Source organism: Chryseobacterium sp. R2A-55, assembly GCF_021401085.1.
Classification (GTDB): domain Bacteria; phylum Bacteroidota; class Bacteroidia; order Flavobacteriales; family Weeksellaceae; genus Kaistella.
This window is the reverse complement of record NZ_JACBFP010000001.1, coordinates 322,692-338,416: the sequence shown is the minus strand read 5'-3', so window position 1 is coordinate 338,416 and position 15,725 is coordinate 322,692. Positions and strand designations below refer to the sequence as shown.

Below are 15,725 nucleotides of genomic sequence, written 5' to 3'. Positions count from 1 at the left end.
TGGAGCTATTTCCCGCTCTCCAATATATCCCCGAAGTTGCGGGGGATGCCGTTTCGATCGGGGCTGGTTACAATTCGGTATTTCATGAAAAGGAGGAAGTCTTTTTAAAGGAACCCTCCATAGAACCCTTTCAAAACTCAAATTTCAAATTTTTAAACCTTCAACAATCTCAATGAACAACGCCATCATCATTCTCGACTTTGGTTCACAGTACAATCAGCTCATTGCCAGAAGAATCCGGGATCTGGGAGTTTACTCAGAAGTGCTGCCATTCAATACGCCTTTAAAAGAAATTCTGAGTAAAAATCCTCTGGGAATCATTCTTTCCGGTGGACCAAGTTCGGTGAACGCTGAAAATGCACACCTGGTTGATCGGGAACTTTTTGAACAAAACATCCCAATCCTCGGGATTTGCTATGGAATGCAGCTGACCACCCATCTTCTGGGTGGAAAAGTGAAAAAGGGAGAAAAAGGCGAATACGGAAAAGCAAAACTGCAGATCGAAAAAAGTAATGAACTGCTTTTGGGAATCAGCCGGTTCTCCACAGTCTGGATGAGTCATTTTGATGAAGTGGAGGAGGTTCCTGAAGGATTCTCTGTAAACGGAAATACCGATGTAATATCCGCAATCTCTGATGAATCCAGAAAAATTTATTGCGTGCAGTTTCACCCCGAAGTTTCACATACCGAGGAAGGCGCAAAAATGCTGGAAAATTTTGTGTTCAATATTTGCAATGCCGAAATCAATTGGCGCCTCACCAATTATATCGACCGCACCGTGGAGGAAATCCGTGAAAAAGTAGGCGGACAAAAAGTCATCCTCGGACTTTCCGGCGGAGTGGATTCCTCTGTAGCGGCAGTTTTAATTCATAAAGCAATCGGTGACCAACTCACCTGCATCTTCGTGGATACCGGCCTTCTCCGTAAAGATGAAGCCCGAAAAGTGATGGAAAACTATGGCGAACATTTCCATTTAAATATCAAACTGGTCGATGCGTCAGAAAGATTCATGAACAAGCTCAAAGGAATCTCTGACCCGGAAGAAAAACGAAAAATCATCGGAAATGAATTCGTTGCCGTTTTCGATGAAGAATCCCATAAAATTGAAGGCGCAAAATTTCTTGCTCAGGGAACCATTTATCCTGATGTGATTGAATCTCAGTCGGTGAAAGGTCCTTCTGCGGTCATCAAATCCCACCACAATGTCGGTGGACTTCCTGAGGAAATGGATTTCGAATTGCTTGAACCTTTAAGGGAACTCTTTAAGGACGAAGTGAGAAAAGTAGGTGAGGAGCTTGGAATTCCACATCATTTGGTGTACCGACATCCGTTTCCAGGGCCCGGTTTGGGAATCAGGATCTTAGGCGAAGTTTCCGAAGAAAAAGTAAAAATCCTTCAGGAAGCCGACGATATTTTCATTGAGGAACTCTATAAAAATAATCTTTACGAAAAAGTTTCACAGGCATTTGTCGTTCTGCTTCCGGTAAAATCTGTGGGCGTAATGGGTGATGAGCGTACTTACGAATACACTGCAGTGGTTCGGTCCGCCAACACCATCGATTTCATGACGGCCGAGTTCAGCAAACTTCCGTGGGATTTCCTGGAAAACATTTCCAACCGAATCATCAACGAAGTGCGCGGAATCAACCGAGTTGCCTATGACATTTCCAGCAAACCGCCTGCAACCATCGAGTGGGAATAAAGAATTGAAACGCATCCATGACCGATGCGTTTTTTATTCAGTTTTAACCCCGAATTTTTGAAGCCGAACTTTAGAATAGGGAATGTCGAAATTCAAAGTGTCCGGATACTGCCAATTTTCTACAGTCATATTTTGGAAGTTATATTTCATCATAAAGGGAACTTTTTCATAGGAATTCCCAAGCAGTACAGCAACGGAATCTCCCTGCCAATAAGCTTCTTCAATAAAATAGGACGGTCCGAAGAAGGCAATACGCTGTTTTTTTTTATTTTTATAATCGACCAAAACAACTTCCTGATCAGCTTCGAAACTGGCACTTCCGTCTGCTGCCACCTTCCACTGGTAGCTGTCGAAATCTAGATACTGGTTTTGGCTTCTATTAAAAACGAAAAATGGTTTGTAGATTTCTTTAAAACCCGGTTCATTCATCACTTTTACATTACTGGGATAATAAGTAATTGGGGAAGTATTGATAAAAGCGAATTTTTCTTCCGCGAATTCGGGATTGCTTTTTTTGTAGTAGCTGATCCAGGAAGTTAATGCAGGGTTTTCAGAATTCGGTAGTTTGTCTGTATTTTCAGTTTTCCCGGGTTCCGGAGGCAAAAATGTGGTGTTGATTTCTTTTTTATCAGAACAAGATAAAAGAAAAAGCGGGAGTAACAATGTAAGCCATTTCATCCAACCAAATTACAAAATTATTAATCCTCTAAAAAACATATCTTTGCAAAATGGAGAAAATTACTTTTGCCGATTTTGATTTGCCGGAAAAAATTCTTGATGTATTAGCTGACTCCAATCTATTTGAACCCACACCGATTCAGCAAAAGTCCCTAAAACCAATACTTTCAGGCCGCGATGTGATGGGAATAGCACAGACCGGAACCGGGAAAACTTTGGCATATCTTCTCCCTGTTCTCAAAAATTGGAAGTACAGCAAAAGTGGAAATCCCACGGTTTTGATTTTGGTCCCCACAAGAGAACTGGTGGTGCAGGTAGCAGAAATTCTGGAAAATTTAACTCAGAATTTGTCGGCGAGAGTCATCGGGATTTATGGTGGAAAAAATATCAATACCCAAAAATTGCTGTTCAATGATGGTTGCGATATCTTGGTTGGAACTCCTGGAAGAGTAATGGATTTGGCGATTGACAATGCGGTTTCGCTTAAGGAAGTCCGGAAACTTATCATCGATGAGTTTGATGAAATGCTGAATTTGGGATTTCGTCCACAGCTGACGCATATTTTCGAAATGATGCGCGAAAAAAGACAGAACATCCTTTTCTCCGCCACGATGACTGAAGCAGTGGATGCAATGCTGGACGAATATTTCGCAAATCCCGTGGAGATTTCATTGGCAAAATCCGGGACGCCATTAGAGAAAATTGAACAAATCGGTTACAGGGTCGAAAACTTTAACACCAAAATCAATCTTCTTGAACATCTTTTGAAAACAAATTCAGGTTTTTCCAAAGTGCTCATTTTCTGCAGTAATAAAAAGAACGCCGATTATCTTTTTACCAAAATCGAAGAGATTTTCCCTGAAGAATTTGACGTCATCCATTCCAACAAATCTCAGAATTACCGTTTGAACGCCATGCGGAAATTTGAAGCTGAGGAAATCCGCGGTTTGATTACCACCGACATTATGGCGAGAGGACTGGATATTTCGAATATCACCCACGTTATCAATTTTGAAATCCCTGAAGTTCCCGAACAGTACATCCACCGAATTGGAAGAACCGGAAGAGCCGACAAAGACGGAACTGCAATTTCTTTGATCACCAAAAAAGAGGAACCCCAGCTTTTGGAAATTGAGGTTTTGATGGATAAAGAACTTTTGATAAAGGATTTTCCTTCGGAAGTGAAAATCAATCCGACTAAAATTGCTTCTGAAAAAGAAGAAGTGCAGATGAAAAACGCGCACACTGTGAAGCTGGAAGAAGGTGGCGGCGCTTTCCATGAGAAGAAGGAAAAAAATCAAAAGGAAAACTGGGGCGGTCCGCATAAAAGAAAACCGCCGAAGAAAGTGGGTGCGAATCGTGCCCAACTAAAGTCGAAGGCAAAGGCGAAACGAAAGAAGTGATCTTCACTTATCGGGATGAAATTATTGCTCTTTAATAGGAGGTTTTCTAAATTCTCTTCCGTCTAGTCATCTGCAGCATCGCTTTTTGGCAGGTAATTCAGAAGGTTTTTCGCATTTTGATTTTCTTGTTTCGGCGAGCGGTAAACTGGTTTGTTTTTTCGAGCCAATTTTTTCACGTCACTGGAGGTCATACTGGTAATTTCACCCACCGTCAAAATTCTAACTCCTTTAGAACGTTTGGATTTCGAATTTCGGACGTCAAAATCTTTTAGTTCATAATAAATCTGGTTTCCGGTCATGGTATCGGTAGTCACCAGTTGGTATTCGTTTGCACTGGTTCTGGACAATTCGTAGTAGAGTGTTCTTGGAATCAGCGGTAACTGAAATAGATATGCGTAATCTTCCTGAAACCAGTCGAATTGCTTGTCAGGAGTCAGGATTGCGACTTCTGAATCCACCATGTTGAATACTTCGATTGAGTCTTGATCCGAATTGACTCTAATAAAATCACGTAATTCTGACTGCATTTCGGTGGGAGCAAAATAAACCACATTCACCACCTCACTTTCGGCTGCATCAAAATATTCATAAAAAACTCCGTCATATTTTACTTTTTGAACTTCCCAGGATTTTCCGGATATTTTATTCTTTTGCGAAAAAAGTGGAGCCGCAATGAGCAAGCTGAAAATCAGGTAGATTTTTTTCATCAATTGTGTTTTTACAAAATTAAGAAAAAAAGTTGTTTTAAAGTGCTGTACAGGAATAATTTAGACGGTTTGAAGTGGTGGGCTTCCAAACCATTTGCCGCGGAACCATTAAATTTATATTTTTAAATCGGGGATTAAGGAGATATTTTTGTTAGGAAAAATCAGGCATGAGAAAATAGAGTCTGAACTTGGTTGGTTCATTTTGCCACCGGGATTTCCCATTTTTTTTTTATCAGCGGAATCGAAAAATTATGGGTTGATCGGCTCGATTTTATTTTCGATCAGGATTTCGTTGAATTTGTCCAGTTTATTCTGTTCCTTCATTTTTTGGTAAATATAGACAATGATGGTTTCTGCATCTGCTCTGTATGGGGATTTCAGGGTGGTATAGGCGTTAAATGCCTTGCACATATAACCCAGGCTTTTCTCGTATTCTTGCAGATGTTCATAGTAAATTTGCCCAATTCCGTAGTAAACTTCGGGATCGCCTGGATAGTAATTCTCTAAATTTTTGAAAGCGTCGATTGCTTTTTGATATTCTCCTTTATAAATAAAGGCGACCGGAAGATTCTGCAACGGCATTTTCCCGGAAGGATTGATGGTGAGTGATTTTTGATAAGCCTCGATCGCTTTGTCATAAAGTTTTAGCCTTCTATAGGTGATTCCCAAATTATCCCATGCATAAGCAAAGTCCGGATCTTCTTTTACTGCCTTTTCAAATTTCTTCCGCGCATTATCCCAGTTTTCTCTACGGTTTTCAGCCAAGCCATCATTGTATGCTGTGATTGCGGCTTTGTTTTTGGGAACGTAAGCTTCTTCTTTACGTTCCACAGTGGAAATTGCGCGTTTCACCGATTCGCAATTGTCTAAAAGATAGTTCTGGATTTCATAAAAATATTTTTTATACTCTTCGGATTCTTTGTTGCTATTGACTTCAATATTAACATTTTTGGTTTCCGTTGGATTTTCTGCCACCCTTGCCATTTTGGCTCCCAACTGATAAATGAGGACCTGTTTGTCTATGCATTGGCTGATTTCCTGGTTGATCTCAAATTTTTCTTTGTGAACTATTTTGATGGAATCGGTGCATTTACAGGCATCTTTCGAGACATTCTGGAGCAGTTCTTTTTTCGCGGGGAGTGCTTTGCTTTTTTGGGCGTGCAGGAAAATTCCGCAAAAAAGGTAAAAGATTAGCGTGGTTTTTTTCATGACGAATGTATTTGTGGGATCTTTTTGCTTTTAGAAAATGAAAGTTAAAAAAATAAGTTCAAATAATCGTAAATATCAATTCTAAAATTATTAAATATTCTATTAATCAATCATTTAGGCTTTATTGTGATGATTGGTACTAATGTAATTTATTAACCAGATCTATTAAATAGGGTGATTTCACTATGTGTTGAATAGAGAGTTAATGTGATTTTAAAGCACAAGACACAAAATGATGAAAAGGGCAGCTCAGTGTTGAGCTGTTCTTTTTTTGAACTTTAAGTTAATAAAGCTTAAAGATAGATGCTATCATTAATGTTGTTTTTATTGGAAATGCCCACTTATCTATTTTTTCAATATTTTGATGGGATTTTCATTATTCACCCGAATAAAGTAGACTCCAGCAGGGAAATATTCCAGGCTTATTTGGATCGCATTTTTGTCTTTGACAAACGATCGGTAAATTGATTTTCCGGTTGAATCCATCATGCTTATGGACGAATTCTTTTCCAAGTTTTCAATTCTTAATAGATCTGAAACTGGATTTGGATAGACAAAAGCTTTATTTTTAACGGAATCGCTTGAAGCCAGGATATGGGTAAGAAAATAGATTTGGTTGCCATTTTCCACATCGGTCAGAACAAGATGCACGTCATAAGGTGGACTCAAAGTTATTTCGTAGTAAAAGGTTCGCGGAACTTCAGGCAGAAGGAAGATATTGGCGAAATTGGATTCAAACAGATCAAAATTTGTATCGGGAGACTGCATCAATGTTCCCGCAAAGTTGCTGATGGTAATTTGATCATCGGTCAGTGACGAGATGGTTCCTTGAAAGGTATTGAAAAGATGAGCGTGCATTTTGGAATAAACAAATGTAGTCTCATTAGCGTAGGCCGATGGATCTGGAATTGTAGGAGTGAAATAGTGATAAAAATTTCCCTGATATTTAATTTTTTGGATTGCCCAAATTCCCGGAATCTCGCCAAATAAATTCATTCCTATCATAAACAGGAAGCAGATAAATGTTTTTTTCATGGTTGATTTGTTTTGTATTTAGGTTAAAGTTAAGAAAAAATATGAATCAAAAATCAAAAAGCACCGCAAAAAAATGCGGTGCTAAATATATTATTCAGAATTTTCTTCTGAGTCCTTGTTCTTAATATCTGTAATATTCCGGTTTGAAAGGTCCTTCCACTTCCACACCGATATATTTTGCCTGTTCCGGAGAAAGGGTCTCCAGTTCCACGCCGATTTTTTTCAGGTGAAGATTTGCGACTTTCTCGTCCAATTTTTTAGGCAATGTATAAACTTCGTTTTTATAGGCTGCGGAGTTGGTCCAAAGTTCAATCTGCGCCAAAGTCTGGTTAGAGAATGAGTTACTCATCACAAAACTAGGGTGTCCGGTTGCACAACCTAAATTCACCAAACGACCTTCAGCTAAGATGATGATGTCTTTTCCGTCCACATTATAAATATCAACCTGAGGTTTTACTTCAGATTTTGTGGAACCATAATTGGCGTTCAACCAGGCCATGTCGATTTCATTGTCGAAATGACCAATATTACACACGATGGTTTTATCCTTCATTTTTTTGAAATGTTCTCCTCGCACAATGTTGAAGTTTCCAGTGGTGGTGATGATGATGTCTGCATTTTCGATCACAGTGTCCAGTTTTTTCACTTCGAAACCTTCCATTGCGGCTTGCAGCGCACAAATTGGATCAATTTCGGTAACCGTCACGATGGAGCCTGCTCCTCTGAAAGAAGCTGCAGTACCTTTACCCACGTCACCGTAACCACAAACTACGACTCTTTTTCCGGCCAGCATCACGTCAGTTGCTCTTCTGATCGCATCTACTGCAGATTCTCTACACCCGTATTTGTTGTCGAATTTGGATTTGGTCACCGAATCATTTACGTTAATTGCCGGCATCACCAAAGTTCCGTTTTGCATTCTTTCATAAAGTCTGTGAACGCCGGTGGTGGTTTCTTCAGAAAGACCTTTGATGTCTTTGGTCAATTCCGGAAAACGGTCGAAAACCATGTTCGTCAAATCTCCACCATCGTCTAAAATCATGTTCAAAGGTTTTCTGTCTTCGCCGAAAAATAAAGTCTGCTCGATGCACCAGTCAAATTCTTCCTCGTTCATTCCTTTCCACGCATAAACCGGGATTCCTGCTGCTGCGATTGCTGCTGCTGCGTGATCCTGGGTTGAAAAGATATTACAGGAAGACCAGGTTACGTCTGCTCCCAATGCAACCAAAGTTTCAATCAAAACAGCAGTCTGGATGGTCATGTGAAGACATCCGGCTATTCTTGCGCCTTTCAAAGGCTGAGATGGACCGTATTCTTCACGGATCGCCATCAAGCCCGGCATTTCAGCTTCTGCCAGTTGAATTTCTTTTCTTCCCCATTCAGCCAGGGAAATATCCTTAACTTTGTAAGGAATGTATTGTGTAGTAGTTTCCATCTGATTTAAAAAATTTTTGCAAATTTACGAACTATTATTTGCGCCACAAAATATGCCTTTATACCGAGATTATTCTGATGACAAAGCCACAATCCTAGTCTGGAAGCATGATGAGAAAGAAGAGCTGAACCAGGAAACCTTGGTGGAAGAGGAAAACTATGAAAAAATCAAAGAATACCATCCCACCAAACTGAAAGAGCTTTTGCTCATTCGGAAGATTTTGAAAACGGTGTTGCCGGGACACAAGATTCTTTATGATGGCCGGACTCCGTATTTGGAGCCCAACGATTTTGAAATTTCAATTACCCATTCCTTTCCATTTGCCGCAATGGCTTTTTCTAAACACAAGATAGGAATCGATATGGAGCCCTTTAATTCAAAAATTTTAAAAATTCAAAATAAATTTCTTTATCCCGACCAGGCGGAATTTATCGAAAAGGGGAGGGAAGTGGCCTATCTCACCGTAATTTGGTCGCTGAAGGAAAGCCTTTATAAGATCCACCACTCTAATTACTGGTCATTGAAAAAGCATTACGAAGTGAAACCTTTTGACCTGGACTTTCCTTTTAACATCTTGTGCAGGGTGCATGATGAAAGAGTTTCCGATCTGTTCAAGGCGCGTGTAGAGTTTTTTGACAATTACTGTTTTACCATTGTGGATTAAACAAAAAAGCAGAAAACCGAAATTTTCTGCCTTAATAAATTTTTCCTAAATTGTTGATGGTGAATATTTTTCGCTTATCAATCTTCTAAATAGCCAAATTTTCCAGTATTGTAATCGTTGAACGCCTGGATAATTTCTTCACGGGTGTTCATCACAAAAGGTCCGTGCGGATAAATCGGTTCGTTTAATGGTTTGCCGCTGATTACCAATACAATGGAATCTTCCGAGGTTTCAATCGTAAAATCCTCTCCTTCATTTCCGAATAAAACCAAATGGTCGGTCGGAACTTTTTCTTTTTCATTTACGATGATTTTTCCTTCAATGACTAAGGCGGCAGTGGTAAAACCTTCTGGAAAGCTGAAAATTGCTTTTCCACCCGATTTCAGTTTGGCATTCATCAAATTTACCGGACTGAAAGTGGTTGCAGGTCCTTTTTCGCCATTAAATTCTCCCGCAATGACTTCTATGAAACCGTTTTCACCCAAATCCACATTTTTCATCTCTGAATTTTTGATGGCTTGGTATTTTGGGGGACTCATCTTGTCTTTTGCAGGAAGATTCACCCACAATTGCACCATCTGGAAGATTCCGCCTTCTTTTGCCCATTCGGTTTCGTGGAATTCTTTGTGCAAAACTCCTGAAGCGGCGGTCATCCATTGCACATCGCCCTGTCCGATGATTCCGCCACCGCCGGAACTGTCGCCATGTTCTACGCGACCTTGATAAGCAATTGTCACGGTTTCAAAACCACGGTGCGGATGAACGCCGACTCCACGTGGAGTATCGGTTCCCGAAAAATGGAATTTGGAATTGTAATCCAACATAATGAACGGGTCCATTCTTTTCATATCCAGATGATAACCACTTGGGATGAAGTTGTGCACTCTGAAGCCATCACCCACGAAATGTGCTGGTTTTGGTGCTGCTATTAACTCTACTTTTTTGGTTGACATTTTGCATCTCATTTTTTTACGGTACAAAAGTACAAGAGATGCCGTGGAAAAACATTGATGTAAGGTAAGAACTGCAACTGCTTGATAACCTAAAGGTTTTGAGTGGTTGGCGAACATGTTTTATCAATCATCAGTGTTCCGTCTTCATGTTGTCGCCATCCCTGGAATGAAGCCTCCTGAAAACAAAACCCGAAAGAATGGTCAAAACTCCTACTGCAAAGAACGTGTAGCGAAACGCCAAATGAATATTTCCTTTAATTAACGCATTATTATTTTCAAAAAGTTTTAAAATTACCAATCCCAATGCAATCCCAAAACCAATCGCCAACTGCTGATTCACTGCGAGAAGGGAGTTTCCGCTGGAAGTGTGGGAGTGCCGCAAATCAGCGATCGAAATGGTATTCATGGCAGTGAACTGGATGGAGTTGAAAAATCCCAAAATTCCAATTAACGGAATAAACCAATAAATCGAAGTATGGATTCCGGGAATTCCAAGACAGCATATTAATATCCCTATGATAAATGTGTTAACCATGAGTGTTTTCCTGTATCCATATCTATCCAGAATTCCGATTACAGCCGATTTACCAAACATGGCGGTCAATGCCATGGGAGCTACAATCCAACCCGAAACCACGGCAGTTTCTCCATACGCGATCTGAATCATCAAAGGCAAAAGCAAGGGGATGGCGCTGATTCCCAATCTTGTGGCAAGATTTCCTAAAATCCCAACCCTGAAAGTCCGCACCTGAAAAAGATTAAGCGGAAATATGGGATTGTCTGTTTTCTTGGCATGCCTGTAATAGAAATAAATCATCAGGAAACCTAAAATGAAAATCAGCAAAACGGGGGTGACGTTCTGAAGGGTGCCGAAACTTTCAAGTGCGGTAGAAAGCAGTAAAGAAGCAGATGCAAAAATGAAAAAGCCCTTTAAATCAAATTTAATTTTCTTTGAAAAATAATTCGGCATATTCTTGATGCTGAGCAAAATCCCCAGTAATCCAATCGGGATATTGATGAGAAAAATCCAATGCCAGGAAAGGTAATCCACCAGATAGCCACCTACCAATGGTCCTAGAACAGGGCCAATTAATGCGGGAATGATTGCATAGTTCATCGCTTTAACCAATTCACTTTTGTCAAAGGTTTTGATGAGCGCCAATCTTCCGACCGGGGTCATCAAACTGCCGCCAATTCCCTGAACGACGCGGGAAATCACCAATTGTGTCAAGTTTTGGGAAACTGCGCAGAATACGGAACCCAAACTGAAAACAATCAACGAAAAGATAAAGATTTTCTTTGTCCCAAATTTATCCGCCAAAAATCCCGAGACCGGCATGAACACCGCCAAAGTCAAGACATAACTGATAATTGCGTTTTGCATATTGAGTGGCGACTCGTTCAAATCTTTCGCGATGGACGGAAGCGAAGTATTCAGAATCGTAGAATCGAGCATCTGCATAAAAATTGCCGTGGCTAAAATGAACGGCAGAATTCTTTTGGTCGTGGTATCGAATTTTTTAAAAGTATCGGGCATGAAATCTGTGGAACAAAAAGTGAACCTAAATGGTATGTCCAAATTACGAAAAATAGTTGAAAAAAATTCCGACAAAATCAACCAAGAAGTATCAATGAATTGTAATGTTTAACGCAATGACGCAATGAAAATGGAATTAAGAACTTCCTGAATAAGAAGCAAAGGCGTTTCATTTAGCAATTGGAAACCTTCGAAGTTTTACTTTTTTTTTAAAAACACAAAAACATGCTTGACAATACTTTTAAGCAACTTTGCTTTGCTGAGTGAAACGCCGTTGCGAACATTTATGCAGAATAAACTGAAGAAATTCTTTGCGTCATTGCGTTTTAATAATTTAATTTAACTTTTTGACAAATGTCAAAGGAATTCTTTTCTCGTCGTCGGAACTTTGCACCGTCAAAACAAACAAAAGAAATGAATACTTTTAAAAATAACTTTAGCAAAATTCTGGTTTTTCTGCCCTTGATTTTCTCGGCGCAGTCTGCTCCCGATTTGCAGGAACTCATCAATGCAGGTCTTGCAAAAAATCATTTGTTGGAACAGCAAAAATTAGAAACCAAATACACCGAACTCGACCAAGAAAAATTAAAAGACATTTTTCTTCCAAAATTGGAAATCAGTGGCAAGTTTGGTTATATGAATACGACCGCTCATTTAACTTCACCTGAAATTTCAATTCCGAAAGTTCCGCCCGTTTTTCCCGGAATGACAATTACCGAACAGAAAAACAATTACAATATTTCCGGATTTTCGGGAAGTGCAAAAGCAGAAGCGAGTGTTTTGCTTTATTCAGGCGGAAAAGTAAAATATTTAAATCAGGCATTGAATGAAAAGAAACTTTCAGAAACCGCTTTGATGCAAAAAACGAGAGATGAGGTCATCACGGAAATTTCAAAAGCATACGACCAATTTGCTCTTGTTCACGAATCGAAAAAAGTTTTAGACGAATCCAAAAAACGTTTGGACATCAACAAAAAAACAGCGGATAAAGCTTTAGGTTACGGATTAATCACTCCTTACGACCACAAAAAAATTGAATTGGCTCAAGCAAATTTAGACTCCAAAATGGTGGAATATGAAGGAAAAAAGGAATTGCTTATCACGCAACTTCAAATTCTTACAGGTTTAGAACGCGAAAAAATTGCACAAATTAATCCTGAATTGGTTCCGATTCAATACGAAGTTTTAAATAAAAATGTAGAAAACCGCGCTGAAATTCAAGCATTGGAACACGGTATCAAAGCATCGGAATTCAAGATGAAAGCCGAGAATCAGTGGTGGCAACCAAAAGTTCAGGCGGTGAGTTCTTTGTCCTATTTCGGATTGTATGATAACCACATTACTTCCTCGGAAAATATTGCTCCCTTCATTCCAAAAAAATTGAATTGGGCACCGAAAGACATCAATATTTTACCTATGTTCCAAATCGGAATTGGCTTTAAATGGGAAATTTTTGATGGTAAAGAAGGAAAGTCTGCCGTTGAAAAAGCGAAAATCGACAAGGAAATTTTGCAAAGTAAAAAATCCGATGCTATAGACAAATTAGCCCTGAATTTAGCCAACAATCAAACCAACTACGACATCGCCAATTCGCAAATCGCAACCAAAGCAAAAGCACGACAAATCGCAAAATTGGCATTAACTCAAGCTGAAAAAGAATTCCGTTACGGAACTATCAAATCTTCCCAATTAATCGAAGCCGAAAACGATTTGGAAACCGCCGAGTTGGATTATCAAACCGCCGTTTTCAACCAACGAAGAAGCGCGGTGGAATTGATGAAATCGACGCAAAACTTACATATAGAAGAGTTATAAGAGCCAATTAAAAAGAGCCAGGAGCCAAGAAAAGTGCATGGTGAATTCGGTTCGCTGTCAACAGTGAATTTTTTAATCTTTGAACCTGAAACCTGAAACCTGAAACAAATTCAAACTATTTCAAATTATATCAAACAAACAAACTTTAAAATGAATACTTTATTAAAAACTTTATCTCTCGCAACTGTTTTCACGGTTGTTGCCTGTAAAGAACCCGCTTCCGAAAAACCTATTGACGGAAAAGCCAAAAAAGAAACCGTTTCATTCGCCCCAAAAGTTACGGGCAGAATTTTAGAAATTTACGTTGAAGAAGGACAAGCGGTAAAAGCAGGAGACACGCTCGCAAAATTGGATGTTCCCGAAGTTTCCGCAAAAATCTCACAGGCAATAGGAGCCGTAAAATCCGCAAAAGCACAAGCGCAAATGGCAAAAAATGGCGCAACAGCCGACCAACTTCGCCAATTGAAAGCCAAACAAAAAGGTTTGCAAGAACAATATCAATACGCCCAAAAATCCTTTAGCAGAGCAAAAAATATGTACCGCGACTCATTGCTTTCGCCACAAAATTATGATGAATATTTTGCGAAATATCAAGGTGCAAAAGCACAATTGGATGCGGTAAACGCAGAATTGAACGACGTGGAAAAAGGAACCCGTTTTGAAAAAATCGAAATGGCTCAAGGTCAGCAAAATCAAGCGATGGGCGCGCTTCAGGAAGCGAATGTGGCGTATTCCGAAAGATACATCATCGCAACCAACGATATGGAAATTGAAACCATTTCCCTCAACAAAGGTGAACTCGCAACTGCAGGTTATCCGCTGTTTTCGGGCTACATTCCGCAAACATCTTATTTCCGTTTCACCATTCCGGAAAGTAAAATTGCGAATTATCAAAAAGGAATGCCAGTGAAAATGATGGTGAATTACAACAAAAAAGAAATCGCAGGAAAAATTGTTTCCATCAAACAGTTGACGAGATATGCCGATATCACCACTGCTTTCCCCGATTATCAACCGGAAGAAGCGGTTTACGAAATCAAAGTCGTTCCCGAAAACCAGACTTTGGCAGACAATATTTTGGTAAACTCAAATGTGACCTTAAAATAGTTATTAAACCACAAAAGTCACAAAAGATGAAAGTGATATAAATGCTGTGGAATAGCGCACAAAAGTTCTGAAAATCTTCGATTTTCACTTTGTGAACTTCTAAAGCCCATTCAGTTCCATCTCTAATGTGAAAAAAAACTGTTGTGCCTTTCGGGGTTAAAAAAATGCAGTCAAAAGTCTGATATCTGAAATCTGACAGCTAAAATCTAAACTAATGAAACAACTAAGATATTTACTAAAACGCGAATTCAAACTGTTCTTCACCAACAAGACATTGATTTCTGTCTTTTTTGTCGCGCCGATTTTCTACGCTTTACTTATCGGTTTTACCTACCAAAAAGGAAAAGTAGAAAACATTCCCGTCATCGTCATCAATCACGATAACTCCGCGATGTCCAACCAAATTGTGGAAATGCTTCAAGACAATAAAACCATTAACGTGCTGAACTACATTGATGAACCCTCCAATCTAAAAGATGAGGTCATCAAAACCGAAGCATCCGCAGTCGTCATCATACCCGAAAGATTTGAAGCAATGATGCTCCAAAAAAAATATCCCGAAATCAATGTTTATGTCAACACTTCCAATGTTTTGACCGCAAATTTCGCCACAAAAGCATTGCAACTCACTTTGGGAACATTTTCCGCAGGAGCCGAAATGAAGGCATTACAAAAAAAAGGAATGAACGCTGAGATCGCCAAAACCCAATACGAACCGCTGAAAACCAACTACATCACGCTCTTCAACACCACGAGTAATTACTTGGTTTTTATGTGGCCTGCAATGATGGCTGTGGTTTTGCAACAGGTGATTTTACTCGCAATGGCGGTTTCATTTTCCGAAGAATTTAAAAGAGAATCTTTCATCAGAGATTTCGCCGGAAAACAAAAATACGCCGTTTTGGTAATGGCAATCAAATGTCTTCCCGTTTGGATTTTCGCCAATTTCAACATCCTGTTTTTCTATTTGTGCAGTCTGTATTTCAAAATTCCGGTGCCCGAAAACGTTTGGAATTTTTTCCTCGTCACTGCCATATTCGTGGTTTCGGCAACCAATTTGGGGGTTTTGGTCAGCATCCTCATTCCCGATGCACTCAAAGCCACACAGATTTTAATGGTCATCGCATCTCCCGCGTTCATCATCAGCGGATTTACGTGGCCCACTTCCGCAATGCCCGAATTTATCAGGAATTTCACCGCAATTATTCCATTAACGCCGTATTTGGAGGCGCTCAAAATCATGCTCGTGCAAAAAGGTTCCGATTTCCTCACGAAAAAATACTTCCTGCACCTTTTTATTTTGGGTTGGATTTACTTCATTTTGGCTTGGATTGCCTTAAAAATCAAAATCCATTTCCTCTTCAAAAAATACCGCATCAACGAAGAAACCGGGGAAGAAGAAACCGCCATCACTGCAGCAACATAGTTTATTTTAATGTTAGAACAGTTTTCATTTACTGTTTGTTTGTTGGGAGCGTCC

At 39.6% G+C, this 15,725-nt stretch carries 13 protein-coding genes; 6 read left to right on the top strand and 7 right to left on the bottom strand.

The features are described from left to right. Positions 1 to 172 precede the first annotated feature (172 nt). Complete coding sequence (gene guaA / locus L0951_RS01555) at positions 173 to 1,702, top strand: glutamine-hydrolyzing GMP synthase (RefSeq protein WP_234109005.1); 1,530 nt, start codon at positions 173 to 175, stop codon at positions 1,700 to 1,702. A 33-nt stretch (positions 1,703 to 1,735) separates the two neighbouring features. Here guaA and L0951_RS01550 read toward each other — a convergent pair whose 3' ends face one another. After that, complete coding sequence (locus tag L0951_RS01550) at positions 1,736 to 2,380, bottom strand: hypothetical protein (protein ID WP_234109002.1); 645 nt, start codon at positions 2,378 to 2,380, stop codon at positions 1,736 to 1,738. Positions 2,381 to 2,430: 50 nt separating this feature from the next. On the opposite strand from L0951_RS01550, the gene L0951_RS01545 reads away from it, so the two are divergent. Then, positions 2,431 to 3,783: a DEAD/DEAH box helicase gene (locus L0951_RS01545; RefSeq protein WP_234108999.1), complete on the top strand. Its 1,353-nt coding sequence runs from the start codon at positions 2,431 to 2,433 to the stop codon at positions 3,781 to 3,783. A gap of 62 nt (positions 3,784 to 3,845) precedes the next feature. Here L0951_RS01545 and L0951_RS01540 read toward each other — a convergent pair whose 3' ends face one another. The 4 genes from L0951_RS01540 to ahcY all read right to left on the bottom strand — a co-directional run bounded on the left by L0951_RS01540 (position 3,846) and on the right by ahcY (position 8,169). Continuing rightward, complete coding sequence (locus L0951_RS01540; RefSeq protein WP_234108997.1) at positions 3,846 to 4,490, bottom strand: hypothetical protein; 645 nt, start codon at positions 4,488 to 4,490, stop codon at positions 3,846 to 3,848. Between the two features lie 249 nt (positions 4,491 to 4,739). Next, a complete protein-coding gene (locus L0951_RS01535) occupies positions 4,740 to 5,699 on the bottom strand; it encodes a tetratricopeptide repeat protein (RefSeq protein WP_234108995.1) in 960 nt (319 codons plus the stop codon). 345 nt (positions 5,700 to 6,044) lie between these two features. Then, positions 6,045 to 6,734 carry a T9SS type A sorting domain-containing protein gene (locus L0951_RS01530; protein ID WP_234108993.1) on the bottom strand — a complete coding sequence of 230 codons (690 nt, stop codon included), beginning with the start codon at positions 6,732 to 6,734 and terminating at the stop codon, positions 6,045 to 6,047. Positions 6,735 to 6,855: 121 nt separating this feature from the next. Then, positions 6,856 to 8,169, bottom strand: coding sequence for an adenosylhomocysteinase (gene ahcY / locus L0951_RS01525; protein ID WP_234108992.1), 1,314 nt, complete (start codon positions 8,167 to 8,169; stop codon positions 6,856 to 6,858). A gap of 52 nt (positions 8,170 to 8,221) precedes the next feature. On the opposite strand from ahcY, the gene L0951_RS01520 reads away from it, so the two are divergent. Then, entirely contained in the window at positions 8,222 to 8,833 is a 612-nt protein-coding gene (locus L0951_RS01520; protein ID WP_234108990.1) for a 4'-phosphopantetheinyl transferase family protein, read from the top strand. 77 nt (positions 8,834 to 8,910) lie between these two features. Here the strand turns inward: L0951_RS01520 and L0951_RS01515 are convergent, their stop codons facing one another. Both L0951_RS01515 and L0951_RS01510 read right to left on the bottom strand, forming a co-directional pair. After that, entirely contained in the window at positions 8,911 to 9,786 is an 876-nt protein-coding gene (locus L0951_RS01515; RefSeq protein ID WP_234108989.1) for a pirin family protein, read from the bottom strand. A 130-nt stretch (positions 9,787 to 9,916) separates the two neighbouring features. Further along, entirely contained in the window at positions 9,917 to 11,323 is a 1,407-nt protein-coding gene (locus tag L0951_RS01510; RefSeq protein ID WP_234108988.1) for an MFS transporter, read from the bottom strand. Positions 11,324 to 11,737: 414 nt separating this feature from the next. Here L0951_RS01510 and L0951_RS01505 point away from each other — a divergent pair, with 414 nt between their 5' ends. The 3 genes from L0951_RS01505 (at position 11,738) to L0951_RS01495 (ending at position 15,671) form a co-directional block, all read left to right on the top strand. Then, positions 11,738 to 13,138, top strand: a complete 1,401-nt coding sequence (locus tag L0951_RS01505; RefSeq protein ID WP_234108987.1) for a TolC family protein — start codon at positions 11,738 to 11,740, stop codon at positions 13,136 to 13,138. 150 nt (positions 13,139 to 13,288) lie between these two features. Beyond that, a complete protein-coding gene (locus L0951_RS01500) occupies positions 13,289 to 14,245 on the top strand; it encodes an HlyD family secretion protein (protein WP_234108986.1) in 957 nt (318 codons plus the stop codon). Between the two features lie 214 nt (positions 14,246 to 14,459). Further along, a complete protein-coding gene (locus L0951_RS01495) occupies positions 14,460 to 15,671 on the top strand; it encodes an ABC transporter permease (RefSeq protein WP_234108984.1) in 1,212 nt (403 codons plus the stop codon). Positions 15,672 to 15,725: the final 54 nt, after the last annotated feature.